The 25,911-nt window shown below is 73.9% G+C and carries 22 protein-coding genes and 1 tRNA gene; 12 read left to right on the top strand and 11 right to left on the bottom strand.

The features are described from left to right. The first annotated feature begins 24 nt into the window (after nucleotides 1–24). On the top strand, nucleotides 25–1,326 hold the full coding sequence (locus CYQ11_RS18360) for a PspC domain-containing protein (RefSeq protein WP_099201736.1): 1,302 nt from the start codon (nucleotides 25–27) through the stop codon (nucleotides 1,324–1,326). Beyond that, nucleotides 1,313–1,573: a hypothetical protein gene (locus CYQ11_RS18355; protein ID WP_181143697.1), complete on the top strand. Its 261-nt coding sequence runs from the start codon at nucleotides 1,313–1,315 to the stop codon at nucleotides 1,571–1,573. Before CYQ11_RS18360 ends, CYQ11_RS18355 begins: the two co-directional genes overlap by 14 nt. Here the strand turns inward: CYQ11_RS18355 and CYQ11_RS18350 are convergent. The 4 genes from CYQ11_RS18350 to guaA form a co-directional block, all read right to left on the bottom strand. After that, nucleotides 1,566–2,093: a DoxX family protein gene (locus CYQ11_RS18350; protein ID WP_099201866.1), complete on the bottom strand. Its 528-nt coding sequence runs from the start codon at nucleotides 2,091–2,093 to the stop codon at nucleotides 1,566–1,568. The two genes, CYQ11_RS18355 and CYQ11_RS18350, sit on opposite strands and share 8 nt — an antisense overlap. 376 nt (nucleotides 2,094–2,469) lie before the next feature. Then, complete coding sequence (locus CYQ11_RS18340; RefSeq protein ID WP_099201738.1) at nucleotides 2,470–3,264, bottom strand: class II aldolase/adducin family protein; 795 nt, start codon at nucleotides 3,262–3,264, stop codon at nucleotides 2,470–2,472. A gap of 91 nt (nucleotides 3,265–3,355) precedes the next feature. Then, nucleotides 3,356–3,940, bottom strand: a complete 585-nt coding sequence (locus CYQ11_RS18335) for a Uma2 family endonuclease (protein WP_240003622.1) — start codon at nucleotides 3,938–3,940, stop codon at nucleotides 3,356–3,358. 146 nt (nucleotides 3,941–4,086) lie between these two features. Beyond that, complete coding sequence (guaA, locus tag CYQ11_RS18330) at nucleotides 4,087–5,691, bottom strand: glutamine-hydrolyzing GMP synthase (RefSeq protein ID WP_099201740.1); 1,605 nt, start codon at nucleotides 5,689–5,691, stop codon at nucleotides 4,087–4,089. A 325-nt stretch (nucleotides 5,692–6,016) separates the two neighbouring features. On the opposite strand from guaA, the gene CYQ11_RS18325 reads away from it, so the two are divergent. Beyond that, nucleotides 6,017–6,331, top strand: a complete 315-nt coding sequence (locus CYQ11_RS18325) for a chorismate mutase (RefSeq protein WP_099197848.1) — start codon at nucleotides 6,017–6,019, stop codon at nucleotides 6,329–6,331. A 645-nt stretch (nucleotides 6,332–6,976) separates the two neighbouring features. After that, the gene (locus CYQ11_RS29605; protein WP_181143696.1) at nucleotides 6,977–8,083 is read left to right on the top strand and encodes an LAETG motif-containing sortase-dependent surface protein; all 1,107 of its coding nucleotides are present in this window, start codon (nucleotides 6,977–6,979) and stop codon (nucleotides 8,081–8,083) included. Between the two features lie 65 nt (nucleotides 8,084–8,148). Here the strand turns inward: CYQ11_RS29605 and CYQ11_RS18310 are convergent, their stop codons facing one another. From CYQ11_RS18310 to CYQ11_RS18300, 3 genes are all read right to left on the bottom strand, one after another. Next, complete coding sequence (locus CYQ11_RS18310) at nucleotides 8,149–9,966, bottom strand: GMC oxidoreductase (RefSeq protein WP_099201867.1); 1,818 nt, start codon at nucleotides 9,964–9,966, stop codon at nucleotides 8,149–8,151. Nucleotides 9,967–10,009: 43 nt separating this feature from the next. Then, complete coding sequence (locus CYQ11_RS18305; protein WP_099201743.1) at nucleotides 10,010–11,632, bottom strand: succinic semialdehyde dehydrogenase; 1,623 nt, start codon at nucleotides 11,630–11,632, stop codon at nucleotides 10,010–10,012. A 139-nt stretch (nucleotides 11,633–11,771) separates the two neighbouring features. Further along, on the bottom strand, nucleotides 11,772–13,337 hold the full coding sequence (locus CYQ11_RS18300) for a serine/threonine-protein kinase (protein WP_099201744.1): 1,566 nt from the start codon (nucleotides 13,335–13,337) through the stop codon (nucleotides 11,772–11,774). Between the two features lie 180 nt (nucleotides 13,338–13,517). On the opposite strand from CYQ11_RS18300, the gene CYQ11_RS18295 reads away from it, so the two are divergent. Both CYQ11_RS18295 and CYQ11_RS18290 read left to right on the top strand, forming a co-directional pair. Next, nucleotides 13,518–13,590: transfer RNA gene (locus CYQ11_RS18295), tRNA-Arg, on the top strand. A gap of 152 nt (nucleotides 13,591–13,742) precedes the next feature. Next, nucleotides 13,743–14,903: a winged helix DNA-binding domain-containing protein gene (locus tag CYQ11_RS18290; RefSeq protein ID WP_099201745.1), complete on the top strand. Its 1,161-nt coding sequence runs from the start codon at nucleotides 13,743–13,745 to the stop codon at nucleotides 14,901–14,903. 162 nt (nucleotides 14,904–15,065) lie between these two features. Here the strand turns inward: CYQ11_RS18290 and CYQ11_RS18285 are convergent, their stop codons facing one another. Continuing rightward, on the bottom strand, nucleotides 15,066–16,532 hold the full coding sequence (locus CYQ11_RS18285) for an MFS transporter (protein WP_099201746.1): 1,467 nt from the start codon (nucleotides 16,530–16,532) through the stop codon (nucleotides 15,066–15,068). 119 nt (nucleotides 16,533–16,651) lie between these two features. On the opposite strand from CYQ11_RS18285, the gene CYQ11_RS30340 reads away from it, so the two are divergent. Continuing rightward, the gene (locus CYQ11_RS30340) at nucleotides 16,652–17,332 is read left to right on the top strand and encodes a TetR/AcrR family transcriptional regulator (protein ID WP_099201747.1); all 681 of its coding nucleotides are present in this window, start codon (nucleotides 16,652–16,654) and stop codon (nucleotides 17,330–17,332) included. 10 nt (nucleotides 17,333–17,342) lie between these two features. On the opposite strand, the gene CYQ11_RS18275 is transcribed toward CYQ11_RS30340, so the two are convergent. Next, nucleotides 17,343–18,656, bottom strand: coding sequence for a M64 family metallopeptidase (locus CYQ11_RS18275; protein WP_099201748.1), 1,314 nt, complete (start codon nucleotides 18,654–18,656; stop codon nucleotides 17,343–17,345). Between the two features lie 568 nt (nucleotides 18,657–19,224). On the opposite strand from CYQ11_RS18275, the gene CYQ11_RS18270 reads away from it, so the two are divergent. Then, a complete protein-coding gene (locus tag CYQ11_RS18270; RefSeq protein WP_099201749.1) occupies nucleotides 19,225–20,607 on the top strand; it encodes a helix-turn-helix domain-containing protein in 1,383 nt (460 codons plus the stop codon). Between the two features lie 3 nt (nucleotides 20,608–20,610). Here the strand turns inward: CYQ11_RS18270 and CYQ11_RS18265 are convergent, their stop codons facing one another. Continuing rightward, the gene (locus CYQ11_RS18265) at nucleotides 20,611–21,462 is read right to left on the bottom strand and encodes a DUF4344 domain-containing metallopeptidase (RefSeq protein ID WP_181143695.1); all 852 of its coding nucleotides are present in this window, start codon (nucleotides 21,460–21,462) and stop codon (nucleotides 20,611–20,613) included. Nucleotides 21,463–21,655: 193 nt separating this feature from the next. Here CYQ11_RS18265 and CYQ11_RS18260 point away from each other — a divergent pair, with 193 nt between their 5' ends. Both CYQ11_RS18260 and CYQ11_RS18255 read left to right on the top strand, forming a co-directional pair. Next, complete coding sequence (locus tag CYQ11_RS18260; RefSeq protein ID WP_099201751.1) at nucleotides 21,656–22,321, top strand: response regulator; 666 nt, start codon at nucleotides 21,656–21,658, stop codon at nucleotides 22,319–22,321. Further along, nucleotides 22,318–23,475, top strand: coding sequence for a sensor histidine kinase (locus tag CYQ11_RS18255; RefSeq protein ID WP_240003623.1), 1,158 nt, complete (start codon nucleotides 22,318–22,320; stop codon nucleotides 23,473–23,475). The genes CYQ11_RS18260 and CYQ11_RS18255 overlap by 4 nt, the downstream gene beginning before the upstream one ends. On the opposite strand, the gene CYQ11_RS18250 is transcribed toward CYQ11_RS18255, so the two are convergent. Further along, a complete protein-coding gene (locus CYQ11_RS18250; protein ID WP_099201868.1) occupies nucleotides 23,472–23,846 on the bottom strand; it encodes an STAS domain-containing protein in 375 nt (124 codons plus the stop codon). The two genes, CYQ11_RS18255 and CYQ11_RS18250, sit on opposite strands and share 4 nt — an antisense overlap. 415 nt (nucleotides 23,847–24,261) lie before the next feature. Here CYQ11_RS18250 and CYQ11_RS18245 point away from each other — a divergent pair, with 415 nt between their 5' ends. Together CYQ11_RS18245 and CYQ11_RS18240 are read left to right on the top strand one after the other, a co-directional pair. Next, nucleotides 24,262–24,828 (top strand): RNA polymerase sigma factor, encoded by a 567-nt coding sequence (locus tag CYQ11_RS18245; RefSeq protein WP_099201753.1) that lies wholly within the window; start codon nucleotides 24,262–24,264, stop codon nucleotides 24,826–24,828. Then, on the top strand, nucleotides 24,825–25,898 hold the full coding sequence (locus tag CYQ11_RS18240) for a zf-HC2 domain-containing protein (RefSeq protein ID WP_240003624.1): 1,074 nt from the start codon (nucleotides 24,825–24,827) through the stop codon (nucleotides 25,896–25,898). Before CYQ11_RS18245 ends, CYQ11_RS18240 begins: the two co-directional genes overlap by 4 nt. Nucleotides 25,899–25,911: the final 13 nt, after the last annotated feature.

The raw sequence follows: 25,911 nt of genomic DNA, 5'->3' as shown, positions 1-25,911 counted from the left end.
CGTTCCGCTTGACACCATGTCCGTATGACGGAAGCACCCACCGCCGAGCAGGAGACGAGGCCACCGCTGCGGCGCAGCCGTGAGCACAAGGTGGTCTCGGGGGTGTGCGGCGGACTCGGCCGCTGCTTCGACATGGATCCCGTCATCTTCCGCGTGGTCCTGGGCGTGCTGGGCGTGACCGGCGGCCTGGGGCTGATCGTCTACGGCTTCGCCTGGCTGCTGATCCCGCAGGAGGGCGAGGAGGAGAACGAGGTCCGCAGGCTGCTGTCGGGCCGGGTCGAGGGGCCGGCGCTCACGGCGCTGCTGTTCGCCCTGGTGGGCTGTGGGTTGTTCCTGTCGATGCTCAACAACAGCAGCGTGATGTCCTTCGCGCTCATGCTGGCCCTCGCCATCAGCGGCGCGGCCTACTGGTCGCGCCACCGGCAGACGGCCGACGAGACGGAGGGCGCGCCCACGGCGGAGCAGGCAACTCCCGGTGCCCACAAGCCCCACAAGCCGCACAAGACGGTGGAGGCCCCCCCGGAGACGCAGGCCCCGCCGGCACCGGGCACACCCTCCTGGTGGCGCGACCCCGTCAAGGACCCCGCGGCCGCCGCCACGACGACCGCCGGCACCGGCTACTTGTGGGGCCCCGACGACGGCCCGTACGACACCGCGCCGGCCGGCCGGGCCCGCGCCGTCCCGGTGCGGACCGGCCGTCACCTCGGCGGCTGGACCTTCCTGCTGGCGCTCCTGGCCGCCGCTCTCGGCACCGGCCTGACCTGGCACCACCAGCCACTGGGCACCTCCCTGGAGATCGGCCTGGCCTGTGCGCTGGGCGCCTTCGGCCTGGGCATCACGGCCAGTTCGCTCTACGGGCGCATCGGCGGCGGCACCATCGTCACGGCCGCGCTGACCGGCGCGCTCCTCGCCGGCGCCGCCGCCCTGCCCAAGACCATCACCACCGAGTGGACCCGGGAGACCTGGCGGCCGACCGCCGCGTCCGACGTGCGGGCCCACTACGAGCTGGGCAGCGGCGTGGGCGTGCTCGACCTGTCCGCCGTGCCGCTCGACCGGGACGCGCCACCGGCCACCACGAGCGCGGAGATCGGTGCGGGGCAGCTCAAGGTCGTCCTGCCCCGTGACGCCACGGCGGAGGTGACCATCGAGGTCGGCGTCGGCGACATCCAGCTGCCCGGCGAGCGGCGCGACGACATCGACGTCCAGCCCCGCCAGAACCGGCACGTGACCCTGCGGCCGGACGCCGGACGGCCGGAGCGCGGCACCCTGCGACTGCGGCTCAAGGCCGGTCTCGGCCAGGTGGAGGTGGTCCGTGCCGCGGCATGACTTCGATCCCGGCAAGCTGGTCCTCGGGCTGGTGCTGCTGGGCGGCTGCGCGGCCTATCTGGCCGCGGCCGCCGGCTGGTGGCACTTCCCCTCCTACGCGGTGCTGCCCGCCCTGGCCGCCGGCTTCTGTCTGGCCGGCGTGGCCTCGGCCCTCGCCTACGCCGTGCGTCGGCGCCGCTCCCGCGGCCCGGACCCGGCCCTCGACCGGTCCGGCGACCGGACGCCCGGACCGGGCGGGCTCAGCTGAACAACCGTCCGCGCCGGCCGCGCCGGGCGCGCCCCCGGCCGCCGCGGGCCCACATCGCGTCGACCGACAGCAGGGGCGCGCCCGCGAGTATCAGCGGCAGCCAGGCCATCAGATAGGCCAGGTCGTTGCCGTAGTAGTACGGCGTGGTCGGCCAGCTGACGGTGAGCCAGAGGGTGAGCGAGATGAGCGCGCCGCCGGCGGCGGCGACGCGGGCGAACGCCCCGAACAGCGTGCCCAGGCCGACCGCCAGCTCGCCCAGCGCCAGGGCGTAACCGAAGCTCACGGGGCTCTTCAGCCCCAGGTCGACGAGGCCCGGGATCGCCGCGGTGTCACGCACCGAGCGCATCAGCTCGCCGAGGGACCCCTGCCCCTGGGCGGCCAGGAAGGCGGAGTCGGTGAGCTTGTCGACGCCCGCGTAGACGAACGTGATGCCGAGGAAGAGGCGCAGCGGCAGCAGGGCGTACCGGGAGAGGGCCGCCCGCCGCTCCTCCGCCGTCCCTCCGCGCCCGGTCAGTGTCATGCCGCTCCCCGCCTTTCCCTTGCCGCACACGATCGACGCCGCGGGCGCCTCCGGGGCGCCGCGGCCGTCATCCGACCATACGTGGGGATGCCGGCCGGCGTTCAAGCCTGTGGACGACCGCGGGGCGCAGGGGTCTCATGAGGGTGAGGAAGTTATCCACAGGCTTGGGGCAGCCTTGGGGCAAGCTTGGGGGCGCGCGCCGTCGCACCGGCGGCCGGCCGCTCAGCCGCCGGTGCGGACGCCCAGCGCGCTGCCCGCCAGCCACTGCTCCCAACTGAGGTTCCAGTCGCCGTGGCCGTTGCCGAAGTGGTCCATCGGCTTGGGCTTGGAGCCGCCGGTGACCTGCTGGTCGGCGGGGGTCGGGCCACGGGCCGCGTCAGCCCAGCAGCTCCGGTTCGCTGCGCGTGATCTGCTGGTACAGCGGCTGGTAGTTGATCCACGCGGCCAGGTCGTTGCCCAGCTGGTCACGGGTGTGCTCGGCGCTCGCCGCGTCGATGTGCACCGGCTTCCCGGCCGCCTTCGCCGCCAGCTGCACCTGGCAGGAACGTTCCATCGTGATGAACCACCACGCCGCCGCGTCCACCGAGTCGCCGACGGTCAGCAGTCCGTGATTCCGCAGGATGACGGCCTTGTGCGGCCCGAGGGCGGTCGCGATGCGCCGGCCCTCCTCCTCGTCCACGACGACGCCCGTGTAGTCGTCGAAGAGCGCGTGGTCCTGGTAGAAGGCGCAGACGTCCTGCGTGATCGGCTCCAGCAGCTCGCCGAGGGCGGACAGCGCCCGCCCGTACGTGGAGTGGCTGTGCGCGGCGGCCACGACGTCGGGGCGGGCCCGGTGGATCTGCGAGTGGATCGCGAACGCGGCCTGGTTGACGTGGTAGCGGCCCTCGACGACCTGCCCCCGGTGATTGACGAGGATCAGGTCGGAGACGGTGATGTGCTTGAAGGACATCCCGAAGGGGTTGACCCAGAAGTGGTCGGTGAACTCCGGGTCGCGCGCGGTGATGTGCCCCGCGACGCCCTCCTCGAAGCCGAAGCGCCCGAAGAGGCGGAGCGCGGCCGCGAGCCGCTCCTTGCGGTACCGCCGCTCGCCCTCGACGGAGTCGTGCTTGGGCGGCATGGCGAAGTGCAGCTGGTCGGTGGGTACGGGCTCGGGGGCGGTGGCCTGCGACATGGCGGAGCTCCTCCGGCTTCGGTGGTCCGTGGCTACGACACGGAAGCTACCGCCGGGTACCGAGGGAGACCAGGGGCTGCGCGCGGGACGCCTAGAGCTTGTCGATCTCGGTCAGATCGATGTCGATGTCGAAGGGGGCGGTGAACTTGAGTGCATCCCGGTACGTTCCGGTCGGTACGTATGTACGGGTCTCCTTGTCGAGCTCGAAGGCATGGACGACCGGATAGCCCTCGACACCCGCCATCTCGACCCGCCAGAAGTAAGGGATGCCCGCGAGAGCGTATTTGAACGGTTTGGTCACGGAATCGCGGGACACGGAATCAGGGGAGACCACCTCGACCGCAAGGAGAACATCCCTCACCGGGTAGTAGGTCTGATCGTAACTTCGCACCGACGCGGCACGCAGAACAGAGATGTCCGGTTCCGGAGCGTTGTGCTGATCGATCACAACGGTCATCTCACGGCGGACCTTCAGCCCGGGCGGCACAGTCCGGCGCAAGCCTTCGACCAGCAAATCGATCACGATGCTGTGAAAGTTCCGCTGAGGACTCACGAAAACCAGGCTCCCGTCGATCAACTCCGTGTGCGGCGGGAGGTCGGGCAGCGTCAGCAGGTCGGCCACGGTGTAACCGTCCGGCGGCGGCACCGGCCAGGCGTGCGCGGGCTCAGCGGTCATGGTTCCTCCCATGGACGGGATTCTCGGCCGTACGGTCAGCGTACCCACCGCCAACGCCACCGCCGCCGCTCAAACGAATGAGCGACGGCGGCGGCGTTGGCCTGATGGCCCTGTGGCCCTGTGGCCCTACGAGAGGACCGGTAGGACTACTCCCACTCGATCGTCCCCGGCGGCTTGCTCGTCACGTCGAGCACCACGCGGTTCACGTCACGCACCTCGTTGGTGATGCGCGTGGAGATCCGCGCCAGCACCTCGTACGGCATCCGGGTCCAGTCCGCCGTCATGGCGTCCTCGGACGAGACCGGGCGCAGCACGATCGGGTGGCCGTACGTACGGCCGTCACCCTGGACGCCCACGCTGCGGACGTCGGCCAGCAGGACGACCGGGCACTGCCAGATCTCGCGGTCCAGGCCGGCGGCGGTGAGCTCCTCGCGGGCGATGGCGTCGGCCTCGCGCAGCAGGTCCAGGCGCTCGCGCGTGACCTCGCCGACGATGCGGATGCCCAGGCCCGGGCCCGGGAAGGGCTGGCGCTGGACGATCTCGTCCGGCAGGCCCAGCTCCTGGCCGACCATGCGGACCTCGTCCTTGAACAGCTGGCGCAGCGGCTCGACGAGCTCGAACTCCAGGTCCTCGGGGAGGCCGCCCACGTTGTGGTGGGACTTGATGTTGGCCGTGCCGGTGCCGCCGCCGGACTCGACGATGTCCGGGTAGAGCGTGCCCTGGACGAGGAACGCGACGTCCTCGCCGTCGGCCGCGCCCTCGGCGACGATCTCGGCCTGCGCCTGCTCGAAGACGCGGATGAACTCCCGGCCGATGATCTTCCGCTTGGTCTCCGGGTCGGAGACGCCGGCGAGCGCGGCGAGGAACCGCTCCTGCGCGTCCACGACCTTGAGCTGGACGCCCGTGGCCGCGACGAAGTCCTTCTCGACCTGCTCGGTCTCACCCTTGCGCATCAGGCCGTGGTCGACGTAGACGCAGGTCAGCTGGGAGCCGATGGCCTTCTGCACCAGGGCCGCGGCGACGGCGGAGTCCACGCCGCCGGACAGGCCGCAGATGGCGCGCTTGCTGCCGACCTGCTCGCGGATGGCCTCGACCTGCTCCTCGATCACGTTGCCCGTGGTCCAGGTCGGCTCGATGCCCGCGCCGCGGTAGAGGAAGTGCTCCAGGACCAGCTGGCCGTGCGTGGAGTGCATCACCTCGGGGTGGTACTGCACGCCGTAGAGCTTCTTCTCGTCGTTCTCGAAGGCGGCGACCGGCACGACGTCCGTGGACGCGGTGACGGTGAAGCCCTCGGGCGCGGCGGAGCAGGCGTCGCCGTGCGACATCCACACCGACTGCTCGACCGGGGTGCCCTCGAAGAGGGTAGAGGCGGGCTTGGTGACGGCCAGCGGCGTGCGGCCGTACTCGCGGGCGCCGGAGTTGTCGACCGTGCCGCCGAGCGTGGTGGCCATCAGCTGGAAGCCGTAGCACATGCCGAAGACGGGGACGCCGGCCTCGAAGAGGGCGCGGGCGTCGTCCAGGCGGGGGGCGCCCTCCTCGTACACGGACGAGGGGCCGCCGGAGAGGATGATCGCCTTCGGGTTCTTCGCGAGCATCTCGGCCACCGGCATGGTGCTGGGGACGATCTCGCTGTAGACCCGGGCCTCGCGGACGCGGCGGGCGATGAGCTGGGCGTACTGCGCGCCGAAGTCGACAACGAGCACCGGTTCCGCGGTGTTGTCGTGGACGGCGGCGGGGGGTGCTGCTGACACGGGAGCGGCCTTCCGGCGGTCGAGAGGGGGTCTGTATTTGTCGATTCTACCGGGGCGCGGACGCTTGCCTTTGTCTCACCATCCGAACCCGGACGGGGTCCGCGTTGGCCCCGGGGCCGCGCACGGGCCATACTGTCGGCCATGCGCAAGCACCTGACCTTCGTCTTTACCTATGGCACCGGGCCCGTCCGGCTGCCATGGTCGTGCTGCTTGAGCAACTGACAAGCGACTTCCCAGGCGCCCCGGGCCGACAAGGCCCGGGGCGCCTGTCGTTTTTCCCGGGTCCTGCCGCTCCGGGGGCCGCGCCCTTTTTGGAGAAACACACATGAGCGCCACCGAGAGCCCCGCCGCCACCGCGACCCGCCGGCCCGCCGCCACCGGGGCCCACACCGACGAGGCCGTCGACGTGATCACGGACGCCCGCGGCCGGATCGACGATCTCGACGGCCGGATCATCGGGCTCGTGCAGGAACGGATGGCCGTGTCCGCGGTGATCCAGCGCGAGCGCATCGCCTCCGGCGGCCGCCGCGTCAGCCTCTCCCGCGAGATGGAGGTCCTCGGCCACTACAGCGAGCAGCTCGGCAGGCCCGGCACGGCACTGGCCATGACCCTGCTCGAACTGTGCCGCGGGCGCATCTGAGTTCGGGGCCCGTCACCCGTACGGCGCGTGACCGGCCCCGGGCCGCCTTCGTTGGTCCCGGTGTCCGCACCAGCCAGGAGCGGCCCCCGAGATCCACGCGTGGCTTCCGTCCCTGTTCATCTGGGCGCCCGGCAACGACAGGGCGGATCCACCGGAGTGTGTGACGCGCGAGCACGCGCGTCGTGGGACCTCACTCCGGTGGCGAGGCGACCGGTCAGCAGGGGACAGCAGCCCGGCCGCCACCCAAGGGGCGGTCGGTTCCAGGGACGCCTGGAACCGACCGTATCCGGTCGAAACGGTTGCGCTTGACGCGGCTCATCCCGCACGATGCCAAAGGGAAGGCCAAGCCCCCCGGCCCGTACCGCCATTGGTTCAACCATCTCTCAGCCCGCGGCGCTCCCCCCGGCGCCGCTCCGCGGCACCGAACTCTGCCCTGACCTCGGTGCCGGCAGTCAAGGGCCCCGAGGCCGCCCGCACGCCCCCGCGGAGCCGGCCCGGGGCCCTTCGCCGTGGTCCCGCCGCAACCCCTCCGCGGGCCGGCAGTGAGTCCGCTCACACGGCGCCCGACATTTCTCTGTAAGCCACAACCTTTCCCGTGAGCGACCGGTCATGTACGCGTAATCGTTCGCTTCCGGAAGAGGATCGATGAAGTTTCGCCGCACCCTGGCGACCGCCGCCGTCATGGCCGCAGTCGGGCCCGTCGCCCTGCTCGCCGCCCCCGGCGCCGTCCTGACCTCCCTCGGGCCCCTGTCGCAGCTGGTGGCCTCGCCCGCCCACGCGGCCGAGCACGCGCCCGCGGCGGACGGCAAGCCCGCGGCCTCCGCCGCCCCCTCGGCCGCTCCCTCGCCGATCGGCCGGCCCGGCGAGGAGACCCGGCCGTCCACCGGGCCCGGCAGCGGGACGACGGACGGCAGCCGGCCCGCCCCGTCGGCCAAGCCCTCCGCCGCGCCGTCCACGCCTTCGGCCGAGCCCTCCAAGGCCCCGCAGGTCACGCCGTCGCCCTCGTTCAGCCGCTCCGGCTCCTGCTCGCCGATCTTCGACGAGGACCGCGGCAAGACCGGGCTGCGCGGCCTCCCGAGCAAGATCGTCGCCGGCTCGGGCTGGCACGAGTTCACCTACCGGGTGACCAACGTCTCCAAGGTCACCGTGGTGGAGGCCGACGTCTCCCTGATGCTCGGCACCGCCGACCCCAAGCTCGACGACATCGCCCAGCTGGACGTGACCGTCGAGTGGTACAACCCGGCCACCCGCAGCTGGAAGGCCATCGAGGGCGGCGGCGCCGGGGCCCTCGACAACTACGACTTCGCCACCGTGAAGAACATCAAGCCGGGCGAGTACGCCGACGCGAAGATGCGCATCAAGGCCGGCGACAAGGCCCAGGCCGGAACCGGCTACTTCTTCACCATCGGCCACTCCTTCGGTGCCGACGGCAAGTGCGGCTCCGACGGGATCAGCCAGTTCGACTTCACCGTCCTCACCCCCGGCAGCAAGCCCGGCAAGGTCGGCGACGCCAAGGGCAAGCCGGGGAAGCCGGGCAGCGTCGAGCAGGCCCACAAGGCCGAGCAGGCCGCTGCCGGGAACAAGGCCACCGCCCAGGGCGAGCGCGCCGAGATCCCCGTCACCGGCAAGCTCGCGGAGACCGGTTCGTCCTCCGCCGTGCCCGTGGTCGCGGGCATCGGCGGTGCCGCCGTGGTCGCGGGCGCGGGTGCGCTCTTCCTCGTCAAGCGCCGCAAGGGCAACGCCTCGGCGTAACCCCGCCACCAGCGCCGTGTAAGGCCCGCGTTCCAAGGAGCGCGGGCCTTACACGTGCCCGTGAGCTACGCCTCTGCCGATTTCTTCGGGACCACCGGCACATCCAGCATCGGCAGCCTCAGTGCCCCGAAGGCCCCCTCGGGCACCGCCGGTTGACGGGGCGCGACCGCGGCCACGCGCTCGTACGCGCTCCCCTGCGCCGGGCGGGGATCGGCGTCCCCCTTGTTCGGCCAGAGGGACATCGCCCGTTCCGCCTGCGCCGTGATCGTCAGGGAGGGGTTGACGCCCAGGTTCGCCGAGACGGCCGCGCCGTCGACCACCGAGATGCCGGGATGGCCGTACAGCCGGTGGTACGGGTCGATGACGCCCCGCGAGGGGTCCGGGCCGATGGGGCACCCGCCGAGGAAGTGGGCGGTCAGCGGCATGCCCAGCAGCTCGCCGACGTTGCTGCCCGGAAAGCCGTTGATCTCCCGGGCGATGAGCTCCGCCGCCCGGGCGGCCTGCGGGATCTGCTTCGGATTGGGCGCGCCGTGGCCCTGGCGGGCGGTGAGCAGGCCCTTACCGGGGCCCTTGGGCCTGCGGTACGTGGTCAGGGAGTTGTCCAGCGACTGCATGACGAGGCCGATGATCGTGCGCTCCGACCAGCGGTGGTTGGAGAGGGACATCACCAGTTGCAGCGGGTGCAGCGCGCAGCGGGCCGCGAAGGCCAGCGCGCGCGGCGCCCGCGTCCCCACCGGCACCTGGAGGATGGACAGGACGCCCATGGCGTTGGAGCCCTTGCCGTAGCGCACGGGTTCGATGTGGGTGTCGGCGTCGGGGTGGACGGACGAGGTGATCGCGACGCCCCGCGTGAAGTCGGCCCGGGCCGCGCCGTGGGCCTTGCGGTAGCGGCGGTCGGTGGTCTGGGCCCCCACCAGGGCCTCGGAGTTCGTCCGGGTCAGCACGCCGAGGCGGTCGCAGACGCGCGGCAGCAGGCCCTTGTCCCGCATGGTGTGCAGCAGCGTCTGCGTGCCGTACGTTCCGGCGGCCAGCACCACGCGTTCGGCGCGCAGGACGCGCGGGCGGGCCTTGCGGCGCCGGTCGGTGGGGACGGTGACGACGCGGAAGCCACCGTCCCGGTGCTCGCTCACGGCCACGACCGTGGTCATCGGGCGCAGGACGGCCCCGGCGCGCTCGGCGAGGTGGAGGTAGTTCTCGTTGAGGGTGTTCTTCGCGCCGTGCCGGCAGCCGGTCATGCACTCGCCGCACTCGGTGCAGGCCGTGCGGGCCGGGCCGGCGCCGCCGAAGTAGGGGTCGGGGACCTCCTCCCCGGGCCGGGCCCGTCGTGCGCCGTCCGCGTCGTCGCCGTCGCCGAAGAAGACCCCGACGGGCGCCATGTGGAAGGTGTCGCCCACGCCCATCCGCTCGGCGGCGGCCTTCAGGTGCGCGTCCGAGGCGGTCACGGTCGGGTTGAGCCGCACTCCGAGCATGCGCCGTGCCTGCGCGTAGTGCGGGCGGAGTTCGTCCTCCCAGTCGGTGATGCCGGCCCACTGGGGGTCCTCGAAGAACGCCTTCGGCGGTACGTACAGCGTGTTGGCGTAGTTGAGCGACCCGCCGCCGACGCCCGCGCCCGCGAGGACCATCACGTTGCCGAGGAGGTGGACGCGCTGGATGCCGTAGAGACCGAGGGCGGGTGCCCACAGGTAGTTGCGCAGGTCCCAGGAGTTCTTCGGCAGGCTGTCGCGGGTGAAGCGCCGGCCGGCTTCGAGGACGCCGACGCGGTAGCCCTTCTCCGTGAGGCGGAGGGCGGCGACGGAGCCGCCGAAGCCGGAGCCGACGACGATGACGTCGTAGTCGTACGAGGTGGCGCGCGCGGCGCTGGACACGGTCTGTGACGGGGTCACCCGTACCTCCTGTTCGGACGTGGTCACCGGATCCTTCCCCCGGTCAGCGGAGGCGGACCGCTTTCAGCAGGCGCAGTCCGCGCGTCATCACGCGCGCGTACTGCTCGTCGTCCAGGCCGAACGCCGGTGCGAGCGGCATGATCCGCTGATGGGCGACCGTCTGGGCCTCGGTGTACTTGAGGAGGCCCTCCGAGCCGTGCCGCCGGCCCAGGCCCGAGTCGCCCATGCCGCCCATCGGTGCCCGCGCGCTGCCGTAGGCCGCCGCGTAGCCTTCGTTGACGTTGACGGTGCCGGCGTCCAGCCGGGCCGCGAGGGCCCGCCCCCGGCGCCCGTCCGTGGTCCACACGCTGGCGTTGAGGCCGTACGGGGTGGCGTTGGCCCGCCGCACCGCCTCGTCCTCGTCGTCGAAGCGGTAGACGGACACCACGGGGCCGAACGTCTCCTCCGCGCACACGGCCATGGGCGGCTCCACGCCGTCCAGGATGGTGGGCTCGTGGAAGAAGGGGCCGACGTCGGGCCGGGGGCGGCCGCCCGCCAGGACCGTGGCGCCCTTGGCGACGGCCTCCTCGACGTGGCGGGTGACGGTCTCCAACTGCCGTGCGGATATGAGCGATCCCATGTCGGCGCCGTACGCCAGGGCCGTGCCGAGCCGCATCGCCTTGGTGCGGGCGGTGAAGCGGCGCAGGAAGTCGTCGGCCAGCGAGGAGTGGACGTACAGCCGCTCGATGGAGACGCACAGCTGACCGGCGGAGGAGAAGCAGGCGCGGACGGCGCCGGCCGCCGCCTTCTCCACGTCGGCGTCGCGCAGCACCAGCATGGCGTTCTTGCCGCCCAGTTCGAGCGAGCAGCCCACCAGGCGGGCGGCCGCGCCCCGGGCGACCTCGCGGCCGGTGCGGGTGGAGCCGGTGAAGGAGACGTAGTCGGCGTGGGCCACGACGGCGGGCCCCACGACCGGGCCGTCGCCGAGCACGACCTGCCAGACGCCCTCGGGGAGGCCGGCCTCGACGAGCAGTCGCCGGGCCCACAGGGCGGTGAGCGCCGTCTGGGTGTCGGGCTTCATCACGACCGCGTTGCCCGCGGCGAACGCGGGCAGGGCGTCCCCGACCGACAGCTCGAAGGGGTAGTTCCAGGGCGCGATCTGGCCGACGACCCCGCGGGGCCGGCGCAGCTCGGTGGCCTTGGTCAGGAGGGGCAGGACGCCGGTGTGGCCCTTGGGGCGCAGGAGGGCGGGCGCGGCGTGCCCGTAGTGGCGGGCGGCGACGGCGACGGCCTGGACCTCCTCGTGCGCGTGCAGCCGGGCCTTGCCGGTCTCCAGCTGGATGAGGTCCAGCACCTCCGACTGGCGGGCGAGCACGAGGTCGTGGAAGCGCAGCAGCACGGCCGCCCGCCGGCGCACCGGCGTGGCGGCCCAGGCGCGCTGCGCCTGCCGGGCCCGCGCGAAGGCCCCGGCGACGTCCTCGGGGGTGGAGACCGGCAGTTCGGCCAGGACGTCGCCGGTGAGCGGCGTACGGCTGGTCGTCGTGCCGCCCGTGCTGACGACGCAGCGGGTCAGGCGGTCGACGAGGCCGGGGGTGACCACGTCGGCGGCGCCGCGGGCGCCCGCCGGGACTGCGGGGTTACGGGAGTTGCCATCGGTGACTGTTCCAGTGTCCTGCGGGTCCGTCATGCGGGTGAGCGTATGCCGGGTGGGCCGCTTTGGGTACCCATCGGTAACCCACTGATGTCACGAGCCCCGGACCGCCGGGCGCCCGAGGCGTTCTCCGCGGCCCCGCCCGCCGCGGGCGCCCCTCTGTGACGCTCCCGCCTCACGGGGAGGAGACGGGCTTCGTCCTGACGAACGTCGACACGGCCGCGTCGAAGTACCGCCGCCCCTCCTCGGCCTTCCCGGCCGGCGCCGACACCCACACGTCGTACATCTTCTCCCCCTCGTCCCAGGCGATGTCGTACGTGTGGCGGCTGCCCTGCGGCGCCTTGTTCTCGCTCTCCTCGAAGCCGTCCCAGGTGAACTCCCAGACGGCGGCGCGGTGGCCCTTGTGCTCGGCCCGCTCCACCGTGCCGTCGCGGTAGCCGGGGTAGCGGTCCGGGGCCAGGGCGGCGGAGCTGCGCATCACGCCGATCGGGCCGCCCTCCTGGAGGTCCTGGATGAGGACGCCGATGCGGAACTCCTTGCCAGGCGAGTAGTAGAAGATCCGCGGCGGCTCGAAGGAGCGGGTGAAGCCCTCGGGCACGGCCAGGGCGAAACCGGCCGGGTCCTGGACGGAGCGGTAGCCGGGGGGCGCGGTGACGGAGGCGCTGGCGGGCGGCTCGGGGACGGCCGAGGGCGTGTTCAGGGTGCTGGAGCGCGCCGGGGTCCTGCCGTCGGCCTGCGTGCCCCCGCGGTCCATGAGCAGCGCGGCGGCGCCCGCGCCCATGCCGGCCAGGGCGACGATCGTGATCGCCGCCAGCAGGGCGCTCCGGGCCCGGGTGATCTCATGCGTCTGCCGCCGTCCCGCCGGCAGGTCGGTCCGCGTCGGGGTGTACGCCACCGGGACCGGCGCGCGCCTGGACTCCAGATAGCCGGTCAGCAGGCGTTCCGCCTCGTCGGCGGACATGCGGTGCGCGGGGTCGCGCTCCAGCAGGCCGCGGACGACCGGGAGCAGGGGCCCGGCGGTGCCCGGTGGCCGGATCTCGTCGTACACCACCGCGTGCAGGATGCCGCCCAACGAGTCCCGGTGGAACGGTGATTCACCGTTCATCGCGGTGCACAACAGCACCCCCAGCGACCACAGGTCGGATTCCGGCCCCGCCGGCCCGCCCGACATCCGCTCGGGGGCCGTGTACTCGGGCGAGCCGACGAACGCCCCCGTCTCGGTGATCGTCGTGGCGCCCGAGACCTGGGCGATGCCGAAGTCGGTGAGGACGACGCGCCCGGTGCCGCTCTCCAGCAGGACGTTGGGGGGCTTGATGTCCCGGTGCAGCACCCCGCGCGCGTGGGCGGCGCGCAGCGCGCCCAGCATGGCCACGCCGATGCGGGCCGCCTCCCGCGGGGTGATGGGCCCCTCCGCGGCCAGCAGGCTCGACAGCGAGCGGCCGTCGACGAGCTCCATCACGATCCAGGGGCGGCCGTCCTGCTCGACGATGTCGTGCATGACGATCACGTTCGGGTGCTTGATCAGCGCGACCGCGCGGGCCTCGCGCAGCATCCGGTCACGCTGGGCCTGGGCCTCCTGGGCCGACTGCTGCTCGTCCATGTGGAGCTCTTTGACCGCGACCTCGCGGGCCAACAGCTCGTCCGTGGCACGCCATACGGTGCCCATGCCGCCGCGCCCGATCTTCCGGCCGAGCCGGTACCGCCCGGCAATCAGGCCGCCGTGTGCAGCGTAGGTGCCCATGAGGCCATATTGCCCCACAACCCCCCACCCGACCGGGCCCGTACCGGTCGCTTCACTCGCCGGATCGTACGGCCGGCCGCCGGGGTGTCGCCGGGAGCGGGGGAAAAGCACCGGAATACTTCATGTACAGTTGTTCCCGCAACGCCGACCGGCCGATCCTGAGGGACTGCCGGGAGCCGAGCGCTCGTAGCTTAACGGATAGAGCACTTGACTACGGATCAAGAGGTTGCAGGTTCGAATCCTGCCGAGCGCACACTTTCCGACGGGAGTCGGACGTCATGGACGTCCGGCTCCCGTTCTTCGTCGGCGGCCCCGCCGGAGAACTCCGCCGCCTCCTTCCGCGGGCGGGCTCGCCGGCCCTGACAGAGGCCGGGATCTGACCTACTGGGCCCCTACCGTCACTCCATGACCACCGGCCCCCGCATCAGTGACGACGACCGCCGCGCCCGCCTCGGCCGCCGGCACCTCCTCGCCCCCGCCCTGCGCGCCACGTCCGTCGAGGCCGTGGCCGACGCGCTGGTCGGGCTGCACGCCACCGACCCCGCGACCGTCTTCCTCTCCGCCTGCGCCCGGCTCGCCGAGCCGTCGCCGGCCGAGGTCGAGCGGGGGCTGTACGAGGACGTGACCGTGGTGAAGCTGCTCTCCATGCGGCGCACGATCTTCGCCGTGAGCACCGAGGTCGCCCCGTGCGTCAACTCCTCCACGGCCCGCACGATCGCCCGCCGCGAACGGGCCGCGCTGCTCAAGAGCCTGGGCGGCTCGTGGGACGGGCGACGGCTCGCCGAGGCCGAGCGGGCGGCGCTCGACGCGCTCGCCGCGCGGGGCGAGGCGACGACGGCCGAGCTGACGGCGGACGTCCCCGACCTCCAGGAGACCCTCGTCTCCTCGCCCGGCAAGCCGTACGAGGGGCGACAGAGCGTGGGCAGCCGGGTGTTGCGGCTGCTGGCGTCCGACGGCCACGTGCGGCGCGGCCGGCCCCGGGGGTCGTGGACGAGCAGCCTGTACCCCTGGGCGCCCGCCCCGAGCCTGCCGGAGATGCCGGAGCGGGAGGCGAAGGCCGAGCTGGCGCGCCGCTGGCTCGCCTCGTACGGGCCCTCGTCCGAGGCGGACCTGAAGTGGTGGACGGGCTGGGGGGTGCGCGACACGCGCACCGCGCTCGCGGACGCCGGGGCCGAGGCCGTGCGGCTCGGCCACGGGCCCGGCTTCGCGCTGCCCGGCGACACCGGCCCCGTGGAGCCGGCGGGCGACTGGGCGGCGCTGCTGCCGGGGCTGGACCCGACGGCCATGGGCTGGCGCGAGCGCGACTGGTACCTGTCCCCCGACCACGTCCCCTTCCTCTTCGACCGGGCCGGCAACGTGGGCCCGACCGTCTGGTGGAACGGCCGGATCGTCGGCGGCTGGGCCCAGCGCGCGGACGGCGAGATCGTGTGGCGGGCCCTCGCGGACGTGGGCCGCGAGGCCGTGGCGGCCGTCGAGGCGGAGGCCGGCCGGCTGGCGGACTGGCTGGGCGCGGTCCGCGTCACGCCCCGGTTCCGCACCCCGCTGGAGCGGGAGCTGGTGCGCTGAGCGGCTGGCGGGCACCGCGGGCCACGGGCGCGGCCCGGGCCACGCCCTCTTTGGGCGCACGGCTTGGGCGCACGGCGCCACCCCGACGACGCGGCGAGTGTGCGTTGCCAGGCGGCCCGGGCCGGGCCGGGCTTTGCGGGCCCGCCCCGGCGTCCGCCGCCGTCAGGAGGCCGGGCGGCGGCGCGGCAGGGCCAGGCCGATCAGCGCGGCGACGGCGGTGCAGACCGCCGCGACCAGCAGCCCGCGGCCGTAGCCCGCGGCCAGCGCGTCCCGGACGTCCCCGGGGTGGGCGGCCAGCCGGGCCGCCGTGGTGTGGGAGGCGATCGTGCCCAGCAGGGCGAGGCCGAGCGCGCCGCCGACCTGCCGGGAGGTGTTGACCAGGCCCGAGGCGAGACCGGCCTCGCCGGGCGCGGTGCCGCTGGTGGCGGTGACCGTCGTGGGCATGGTCGCCAGTCCCGTACCGAACGCGGCCAGCACGAAGGGGGCCACGACGTCGGTCGCGTAGCTGCCGTGGCCGCCGACGAGCGAGAGCCAGGCGAAGCCGGCGGTGCTGAGGGCCAGGCCGGTCAGCAGCAGCGGCCGGGCGCCGGTGCGGCCCAGGAGCCGGGTGGCGATCCGGGAGGCCACGATGATCGCGAGGGAGCCCGGCAGGAAGCACAGGCCGGCCCGGACGGCGCTGTAGCCGAGGGCCTGCTGGAGGTAGAGCGAGAGCAGGAACCACATCGAGAACATCGCCGCGCTGATCGCGACGACCACCATGTTGGCGGTCGCGAGGGTCCGGCGGCGGAAGATCGCCAGGGGTACGAGCGGATGGGCGGCCCGGGCCTCGACGGCCACGAACGCCGCGAGCAGCACCACCGCCGCCGCGACCGGCCCCCACACGGCGAGCGAGCCCCAGCCGTGCGTCTCGCTCGCGATGATGCCGTAGACGAGCGAGGTCAGCCCCGCCGTCACCGTCACCGCGCCCGGCAGGTCCAGGCGCCGCAGCCCGCCCTCGCGCACGGCTCCGGCCCGTACGCAGACCAGGGCGGCGGCCAGCAGCACGGCACCCAGGGGGACGTTGACGAACAGGACCCACCGCCAGCCGGCGTACTGCGTGAGCACCCCGCCGACGACCGCGCCCGCCGCGCCGCCCGCCGCCATGACCGCGCTCCACGCACCCATCGCCCGGGTGCGGGCGGCGGGTTCGGTGAAGGTCGTCATGATCAGCGTCAGGGTCGCCGGGGCGAGGACCGCGCCGCCGACGCCCTGGGCGGCGCGGGCGCCGATCAGCCAGGCCCCGTTGGTGGCGAAGCCGCCGGCGAGGGAGGCGAGGGTGAAGACGGTGAGGCCGCCGAGGAAGGCGCGCCGGGTGCCTATCAGGTCGGCCATCCGGCCGCCGAGCAGCAACAGCCCGGCGAAGCCGAGGGTGTAGGCGTTGACGATCCACTGCTGGCCCGCCCCGCTCAGGTGCAGCTCGGCGCGCATGGAGGGCAGCGCCACGTTCACGATCGACACGTCCAGGATGACCATGAACTGCGCCGCGCAGGCGATGGCCAGGACGGCGGCGGCGGACCGGGAGCCCGGGGCGGGCGGTGGGACGGGGACCCGGCCGGGTGCGGTGCGCGCGGGTGACGTACCGGTGGGCATGGGGCGTCCTCACATCCTCACGGAGCGGAATCCGCGGCGGCGACCGCGGGCCAGAATTAGAGCGGCTCTAAAAATATAGCAGCTCTATTTCTCGCCGGGGAGTCGCTATCCTGGGGGCCATGACGTCGTCCCCCACCGGCACCGCCGCGGCCGCCCCCGCCCCGGGTCTGCGCGGCCGCAAGCGCGAGCGCACCCGCCGCGCGATCTCCGACGCGGCCTTCCGGCTCTTCGCCGAGGAGGGCTTCGAGGCGGTCACGCTGACGCGGATCGCGGCGGCGGCGGAGGTGGCCCCCGCCACGGTCTTCACGCACTTCGCGTCCAAAGAGGAGATCTTCTTCAGCCGCCGCGAGCAGTTCCGGGAGGGTGTCACGGCGGCCGTGGCGGACAAGGCGACCGGTGCCGAGGTCCTCGACGGGCTGCGCCGGTTCTACGCCGACGCGTGCGACCTCGTGATCGCTGCGGAGTCCGTCGACAACGCCCGGGTGTTCGCCCGCGTGCTGCTGGAGAGCCCCGCCCTCGGGCGCAGCTACCTGCCGATCGTGCAGGAGCGCAGGCGGTTGCTCGCGGAGCGGCTCGCCGAGCGGCCGGGGTGCCGCGGTGAGCGGGCGGAGCTGGAACTGTTCGCCGGGCTGGTCATGGCGGCCGGCGAGGCGGTGTTCGGCGCCATGCACCGGGCGCTGTCCGAGGGCGAGCCGGCCGACGTCGTCCGGGCGGCGGTGGGGGCCGCTCTGGCGCGGGGCTTCGACCGGCTGGCCCGGGCCTACGAGGGCTCGGACGTGCTGGACGCCGAGCCCGCGTAGCCGGGGCGGATCAGCCGGCGATCCGCCAGGACAGCGTGGTCGTCAGCCGCTTGCGCAGCTCCGGGTCGCGCACCGCGTCCGTGGTGTCGGTCGCCCGCGCCGTCAGCGTGTGCGGACGGCCGTCGGCAGGGACGCCCATCTGGCGCGGCAGCACGTCGGTGTGCCCGCGGGCCTGGACGACCTCGCGGCCGTCGACGTACCAGCGCAGGTCCACGCGGGCCGCGGCGGGCCGCACGACCACCCGCTCCCAGCGCGAGACCTTGCCGTCCGGGCCGCTGTCGCTGCTGAGCACGCGCGCGTGCCGGTAGAAACCGGCGACCATGGCCTCGCGCCCGGGCAGGTTGAACTCGCGGCCCAGCGACCGCATGATCGAGTTCTCGGTCGGGCGGAACAGGCCCTTCGGGTAGTAGCCGCCGCCTTCGAAGGACCCGACCGTGCCGCCGTCCGGCGAGGTCTGGCCGAGCCAGCGGTACCACTTCTGCCGCCGGTCGTTCATCGCGCCCGACTCGAACGTGCTGACGTTGACGTCCCGGGGCTCGTCGCCGGTGTAGGTGCCGTACTCGTCGTACTGGTACTCGTCGGCGAGCTTGCCCAGCGAGTGGCCGGTCTCGTGGACCGCCACCTGGTCGGACTTGTCGTGGTCCGACGAGGCGGTGGCGATGCCGTCGTAACCCACCTTCGACACCACGTCGTTGTAGCCCGCGCCGCCGTACTTGGCGGAGTGGGAGAGGACGACCACCAGGTCGGCGGCGGGGGCCTTGGCGGCGTACGACTCGACCTTGGCCGTGTCGACGCACAGCAGGCGCTCGACGCCGTCGCAGAAGAAGCGGGAGCCCAGGGCGGTGTTCTTCACGACGCCCTGGACCGGGTCGCCGGAGACGCCCGAGTCGCTCGACACGGCGTCGACGGCCCAGACGTTGAACAGCCCCCGGTTGGAGGCGTAGGGCTCGACCGCGGACATCTTCGCCCACTTGGCGCGGACGGCCGCGTGGAAGGCCTCCTGCTCGGTGGCCGTGTAGCCGTCGCCGACGAAGACGACGTCGAGCTTCGCGCCGACGGGACCGTTGTCGACGACGGAGGTGACCGTGCCGTCGCCCTTGACCCAGGGGCGCAGGGCCTGGACGGGGGTGCGCGGGGCGGCCGGGACGGTGGTGTGGTGGGGGTGACCACCGGGTTCGGTGAAGTACTCCACCCTCTGGGTGGATCCTCCGTGCGGGTCCGGCCCGGCGGCGAAGGCGCCGGGGGCGGCCGCGAGGACGGTGGCGAGCACGGTCGTGAGCGTCGCGGCGGCCGCACCCGCCACGAAGGGTATTCGTCTGTGCATGGGGGGTTCCTCCCATAACCGAACCCACCGATTAAGCGGTGGGTTAAGTCGAGTTAAGGTGCGGATCAACGTAGGGGTTCGGGAGGTCGCGGGGCAATGGTTCGCGTGCAGAAAGGTGCGGCAACCGCCGTGCCGGCGAACGGAAATGCGCCGCGCGGGGTCGAAATGCCTTTCGAACTGCGGGAATTCCTCTCGCACACGGTCCGCGGCCCTGTGCGCAGGGTGGCCGTCCTGGGCATAAGTGGCCCCATGGAGCAGCGTGTACCAAGGGCTCCCGGCGCACGCACGCTCGGCGTCGTCCCCGGAGTCCCCCTCAGTACGGTCCGGGCCCGGCCGCCGGCCGGGCGGGGCGGACGGCCCCGTCCCCCGGGGCCTTATGGTCGAGCGGTACGCGGGAGAGGCGGTCCGCAGTGCCCGGCCCGGCCGACGGGCTGAGCCGACTCCGGCGGCCCCGCCCCGCACGGTCCTTGAGGCCCGTACGGACGGGACCGGGACGACGCGGTCGCATCCTCACGTCAACGCACTCAACCCAGGGTTTGAACCACGGCGCGAAGTACAAGGGGCGGAAGTGGCGGAGAACAGCACCCACGACATACGGGCGGACGAGCCCGCCGACATCGGGCGGCGCGTCCTGCGGCTGCGCACCGAAAGAGGGCTCACCCAGAAACAGCTCGCCGAACCCGCCTACACCGCCGCCTACATCTCCACCCTGGAGTCGGGCAGGGTACGGCCCTCCGAGACCGCCCTGCGGTACCTCGCCGGCCGGCTGGGCACCACTGTCGACGAGCTGGCGACCGGCCGTCCGCCGCACCTGGCGACCGTGCTGCGCATGCGGCTGACCGACGCCCGGCGGACCCTGGCCACCGGCGCCGCCGAGGACGCCGCCGCCCTCTTCGGCGCCCTGCGGGACGAGGCCGCCTCCTTCGCCCTGGTGGCCGAGGAGTTCGGCGCCCTGCTGGGGCTCGGCGACTGTGCGCTGGAGACCGGAGACCTCACCGACGCCCGCGACCTCTTCGCCGAGGCCGAGGCGCTGCTGGCCCACGAGCCGCTGCCGCGCCGCGTGCCGGCCCTGCGCGGACGCGCGACCGCCCATCTGCTGGCGGGCGAACTGCGCTACGCCTGCTACCTGCTGGAGACGGCGGTCGACGAGCTGAACGCCGCCGGGCTGCACGACCCCGACGCCCTGCTGCTGCTCTACACCGCCTCCATCGCCCCGTACATGGACATGGGGGCGCACGCCCGGGCCGCGCACGCTGCCGAGCTGGCGCTGGCGCTCGCACCCCAGGTGGACAATCCGGCACTCGTGGCGGGCATGCACCGCGGCGTGGCCCGCACGCTGATCGCCGAGGGGCGCATCGCCGACGCCGACGCCTCCCTCGCCAAGGCCCAGGAGCTCTACCAGCAGCTGCACATCCGCACCGAGCTCGCCCACTGCCACTGGATGCGCGGCTACGTCCACGCGCAGGACGGCAATCTGAAGAAGGCCGAGAGCGAGCTGCGCACGGCCCGCGACATGCTGGCCTCCAAACGCGCCACGCTGTTCACCGTGCAGGTGGAGGTCGAGCTGGCGGACGTGCTGCGGCGCCGGGGCAAGGCGGCCGAGGCAGAGGAGCTGCTGCGCCCGCTGCTGGCCCCCACCGCGCTGGGCGCCGAACGCGGCGCCGTCCACGCGGGCGGGGCGCACCGGCTGCTGGGGCTCATCGCCGAGGACCGCGGCGACACGGAGGCCGCGGAGGAGCACTACTGCGCCGCCCTGTCCCTGCTGGAGCGCACCGGGGCCGCCGGCGACCTGGCCGACCTGTGCCGGCTGCTGGGCGACCTGCTGCGGCGCACGGGCCGCACGGAGGCCGCCCTGGACGCCTACCGCACGGGGCTGGGCCACCGCGCCGCGCCCGGGACCACGACGCTGGGCCCGGCGCCGGCCGCGCCGCCGCCCTGGCCCCGGCCGTGAGGGTCAGCGGCCGGTGGCGTAGGGGCGCAGGAGGGTGTTCCAGCCGCGCCGCAGGGCGTCGTACTCCTCCTCGCACAGCTCCGCCCGCTCCTCGGTGAGGCCCTGGCGGCCGACCATGTCGCGGGACGCGTCGGGAGCCGAGCCGTAGAGGTAGCAGCGGTAGTTGACGCTGCGGACGGAGTCGGGGGCGTGCTCGTCGGAGGGGTCGAAGTCGTCGGGGCCGCTCTCGCGCGCGTACTGGTCGTAGTTGTCGGCGGCGGCCAGCAGCGCCGCGCGGCCCTTCTTCCCCTGCCGCAGCAGGCGGTAGGCCGCGAACTGGTCCGCGACGTCCTCCTCGCGGCCGGTGAAGGGCAGGTCCAGCTTGTCCAGGAGGGCGTGGGCGGCCTCGTGGTAGAGCGTCTCGGTGATCACGCCCGCGGTGCGCTCGTCGGGGTCGCCCGCGCCGGAGGAGGGGTCGGCCGCGAACATCCGGCGGACCTCGCCGACGAAGCCGTAGCAGAGGGCGATCCGGCCCGTCTGCGGGTGGTACTCGGGGGTGTCGTCCTTGTCGCAGGAGCGGCCGACGATCTCGACGCCCTTCGGCAGCCGCACGGAGGCGTTGACGTCCTGGGCGACCTGCTCGGCGAGCCTGCGGTCCGTCAGGAAGGCCCGCGCGGCCCGCTCGCCGGCGCCGCCGCCCTCGGGGGCCTCGTAGGAGACGGACAGACCGCCGCGTGTGGGGGACGCGGCGGCCTGCGATCCGGGGCCGCACCCGGTGGCGAGGACGGTGGCCGCGAGGACACCGGCCGCGACGAGGGCGCGGGCGCGCCACGCGCGGGCGGTAATCCGGGGGCCGGTCCCCGCATGGTGCAGCATGGACAGCACTCTGCCGGTCGGGACACTCGTTCGGAAATCCGTCGTGGGTCCCGGCCGACCCCCGCCGGTCGGCGGGGGTGGGCCCTGCCAGGGGTGGAGTGACAGACTCCGCTTTGCCCCGCCGGTGCGGCACGCTGGAGGGGTCAGGGAGGCCGCCGGGGGCTCCGGTGACCAAGGGAAGAGGGAGCGGGCGGTGATCCGTGTAGCGGTGGTGGACGACGAGCAGCTCGTCAGGTCCGGGCTGCGCATGATCCTGGGCACGGCCCCCGACATCGAGGTGGTCGCGGACTGCGGGGGCGGCGCCGCCGTGGCCACCGTGACCGGCCACGCGCCCGACGTCGTCCTCTTGGACGTGCGCATGCCCGACGTCGACGGCCTGACGGTGCTGCGGGCGCTGCGGGCCCTCGCGCACCCGCCCGCCGTCGCCATGCTCACCACCTTCGACACCGACGAGTACCTCGCCGCCGCGCTGCGCGACGGCGCCGCCGGCTTCCTGCTCAAGGACACCGACCCCGAACAGCTCGTACGGGCCGTGCGCACCCTCGCGGCGGGCGGCAGCGTCCTCGACCCGGGCGTCACCCGCGCGGTCATCGGGGGTTACCTGGCCGCCGAGGCGGAGAACACGGCCGCGCGGGCCGTCCAGGCGCTGACCCCGCGCGAGCGCGAGGTGCTGGCCCACCTCGGCGAGGGCCTGGCCAACCCGCAGATCGCCGAACGCATGGGGCTCGCGCCCAGCACGGTCAAGGACCACGTCCGGGCGGTGCTCGGCAAGCTGGGCGGGCTCAACCGCGTGCAGGCCGCGGTCGTCGCCGACCGGGCGGGCCTGGTGACGGCGCGCCGCTGCGGCGGCACCCGATGACCTTCCGGCGCGCCTCGCCGCCCCCGCGGATGCCGGGCTGGGCGGCGGTGGTCGCGCCCGCGCTGCTGGCGGCCGGGGACGCCCTGCTGGTCAACGGCGTCGAGCCGGGACTCCAGCTGTGGGTGTCGCTGCTGGCCGCGGTGGCGCTGCTGTGGCGGCTCCGGTTCCCCGTCACGGCGTTCCTGGCGGGGCTGCCGGGCATGTACCTCTCGTACATCTGGCTCGCGCCCATGATCGCGCTGTACACGGTGGCGGCCCGGCGGCCGCGGCGGTGGCTGCTCGCCTGTACGGGCCTGCTGATGGCGGCCGCCCAGTTCGTGCCGTACCCGCTCTCGGACCTGTCGCTGTCGCACCGGCGCGAGACGGCCGTCAACCTGGTCGACGCCTTCGTCGTGGCGGCCACCCCCATCGCGCTGGGCCTGCTCACCCGCACCCGCCGCGAACTGGCCGAGCGGCTCGACGAGCTGACCCGCAGCCGGGCCCGCGAGGACCGGCTGCTGGCCGACCGGGTGCTGGCCACCGAGCGGGCCCGGCTGGCCCGCGAGATGCACGACGTCGTCGCCCACCAGGTCAGCCTGATCAGCCTGCAGGCGGGTGCGGTGCAGATCAGCACCGACGACACCCGGGCGAGGGCCGGCGCCCGGACGATCCGCGAGCTGTCCGTGCGGACCCTCGACGAGCTGCGTCACATGGTCGGCATCCTGCGCGCCGCGGGGGCCGACACCGAGGAGCTCACGCCGCAGCCCCGCCTCGCGGACCTGCCCCGGCTCATCGAGCTCAGCGCGCTCGACGTGAGCTACGAGAACCGCTGCGAGCCGGACGCCGAGCGCTCGGAGGCCGTGGAGCGGGCCGCCTTCCGCACGGTGCAGGAGGCGCTGACCAACGTGCGCAAGCACGCGCCCGGTTCGAAGGTGCGGGTGCGGGTCGGCGAGGAGCCGGCGGGGCTGGTGGTGGAGGTCCGCAACGGTCCGGCGGACGCGGCCGTGCCGGCGCCGGAGCTGCCCGGCGGGGGGCACGGCCTGGTGGGGCTGAGGGAACGGGCGCAGAGCCTGGGCGGGACGCTGGAGGCGCACGCGACGCGGGAGGGCGGGTTCGTCGTACGGGCCCGCTTCCCCCGGGAGACGCCGCGGGAGAACGGCGGGGAGCCGGCCTAGGCCGACAGCGGGTCGGTGCTCTCCGCGGTCGCGCTGTCGAGGTCGGGGTAGACGTCGAAGAGCCTGCGCACCCCCAGGGCGCCCAGCACCCTGTTGACGTGCGAGCCCTCCACGGCGCCGCGCTCGGGCAGGATCAGCCGCAGCCGCCCCTGGCACGAGCGCATCAGGCGGCGGGCGGCGATCAGCACCCCCACGCCGCTGGAGTCGCAGAAGCGGACTTCCCCGAGGTCGAGCACCAGACTGCGCCGCCCGTCCGCGACAGCGTCGTGCACGTGCTGCCGGACCGACGGCGAGGTCACCAGATCCATCTCGCCGCAGACCTGGAGCACGGCCCAGTCCCCCTGTTCGTGCTCCAACACCTTCAACGTCACGCGCTCGAGCCCCTTCACTCGGACTGCTATGGAATGGACCCTTCCGCGGTGCGGGCTGCCTGGCGCTTCCCCCGTCGGGCGTGATGTGAAACGCCGCAGTCAAGGACGCGGCATAAGCCGACCGCTGATGACCCTATGCCCAGCCCGGACCCCTAATCCCCATAGATCCGGTCACACCCGCATAACACATCGGCACATTCGCTCAGCCATGACCATGACCGGTCAGGACCGATCGGACGTCTTGGCCGGATATCCACCCGAAGTGACCAGACCTCTACCATGCGGGGCCGTCTCGGAGGTCCACCTTTCCGGCTTTCTCCTCATTCGCTCGTGCGCCGTCGGACCCGGCCGATACATTCGGCGGTGGGGCGGCGGACAGACGTACGACAGCGCGTGCGACAGGGGGCAGGCCGGGATGACTCACGACGCGCCGGCGCGGTGGGACCGCAAGATGCGGCAGCGGCTCGCGCACGGCGAGGCCGCCGCGCTCGGCGAGCTGTACGACCGCTTCGGCTCGCTCGTGCACGGCCTCGCCCACCGCGTCCTCGGCGACGAGGGCGGCGCCGACGGCGTCACGCGCGAGGTCTTCGCCCACGTGTGGGAGCACCCCGAGGAGTTCGACCCCCGGCACGGCCCGCTGCGCTCGTGGATCGCCGGGCTCGCCCACCGGTACGCCGTCGGCCGGCTGCGGCGGGCGGCGGACGACGGGGAGCGCTCGCCCGAGGAGATCGAGGAGCAGGTCCGCGCGGCGAGCGCCGCGGCCCGCGCGGACTACATCGTCACGTCCATGCCGGCGCCCCTGCGGGCGGCGCTCGACCTCGCCTACTTCCGGCGCCTGGACTACCGCCAGGCCGCCGCGCGGCTGGGGGTCACGGAGGACGAGGCGCGCCGCCGGCTGCGGCTCGGCTTACAACTGCTGTCGACCGCGCACGACGGCCCGCGGGCCGTCTCCCCGCCGGGCGGCTGCGGGGCGCACCGGTGAGCGCGCCGCGCCCCGGGGCCCGGCCGCCCCACCCCGTGCTCAAGTCCCTGCTCGGGGCCTGGGCGCTGGCCGCGTGCTCGGCCGAGGAGACCGCGGCCGTCGAGGAGCACCTGACCGACTGCGCCGCCTGCGCGGACGAGGCCGTGCGGCTGCGGGACGCCGTCGCGCTGCTGCACCCCGAGGACAGCCTGGACCTCGACCCCACGCTGCGCTCCCGCGTCCTCGCGGGCGCCCTGGGCCGCCGGCCCGCCCGGGTGCCGGTGCCCGACTGGGCCGCGCCCTACGAGGCGGAGACCGCCCGGCTGGACGCGCTGCTGCGCGACTTCGGCGACTCGGAGTGGCGGGCGCCGGTGCGGCTGTCGTGGTTCGACGGCAGGCAGCCGGTGGAGCGCGAGGTGACGGTGGCGGGGGTGATCGGCCATCTGACGGAGGTGGACGGTCGCCTGGCGGGCGCCCTGGACCTGCCGCCGCCGTCGCCGCCACCGGCGGACGGGGTGCCGGGCGAGGTCCGCTCCGCCTGGCGCGACCAGGGCCGGGCGCTGGTGCGGGCCGTGTCCTTCGCGGGCGGCGAGGTGGCCGGCGTGCCCGTGGCGTACGGGCCCCTCAGCCTGCCGCTGCGCGACTCCTTCCTGGACCGGGCCTTCGAGTGCTGGGTGCACGCGGAGGACATCGCGGTGGCGGTCGACTATCCGTACGAGCCGCCGGCGTCGTCCCATCTGCACCACATGATCGACCTGGCGGCGAGGCTGCTGCCGACGGTCATCGCGACCCGACGCCGGGCGGGCCTGGCACCCCCGGCCCGCGGCCTGGTCCCGGTGGGCGCCCCGGGCCGTGCCCTGCACCTGGAGATCGAGGGCCGCGGCGGCGGGCACTGGTACATCCCCCTGGACTCCCCGGCGGCCCTGGGCACGCCGGAGGGCGAGGTGGCGCATGTGGCCCTGGACGGCGTGGAGTTCTGCCGCCTGGCCGCGGGCCACGTCTCCCCGGGCGAAGCGGCGGCGGGCTCGCTGGGCGACGAGGAGGCCGTCCAGGACGTCCTGTACGCGACGGCGTCACTGTCCCGCCCGTAGGCGCCCCTCCGGG

Origin of the sequence: Streptomyces cinnamoneus, from assembly GCF_002939475.1 — a bacterium.
Lineage (GTDB): Bacteria > Actinomycetota > Actinomycetes > Streptomycetales > Streptomycetaceae > Streptomyces > Streptomyces cinnamoneus_A.
This window is presented reverse-complemented; position numbering and strand designations above follow the sequence as displayed.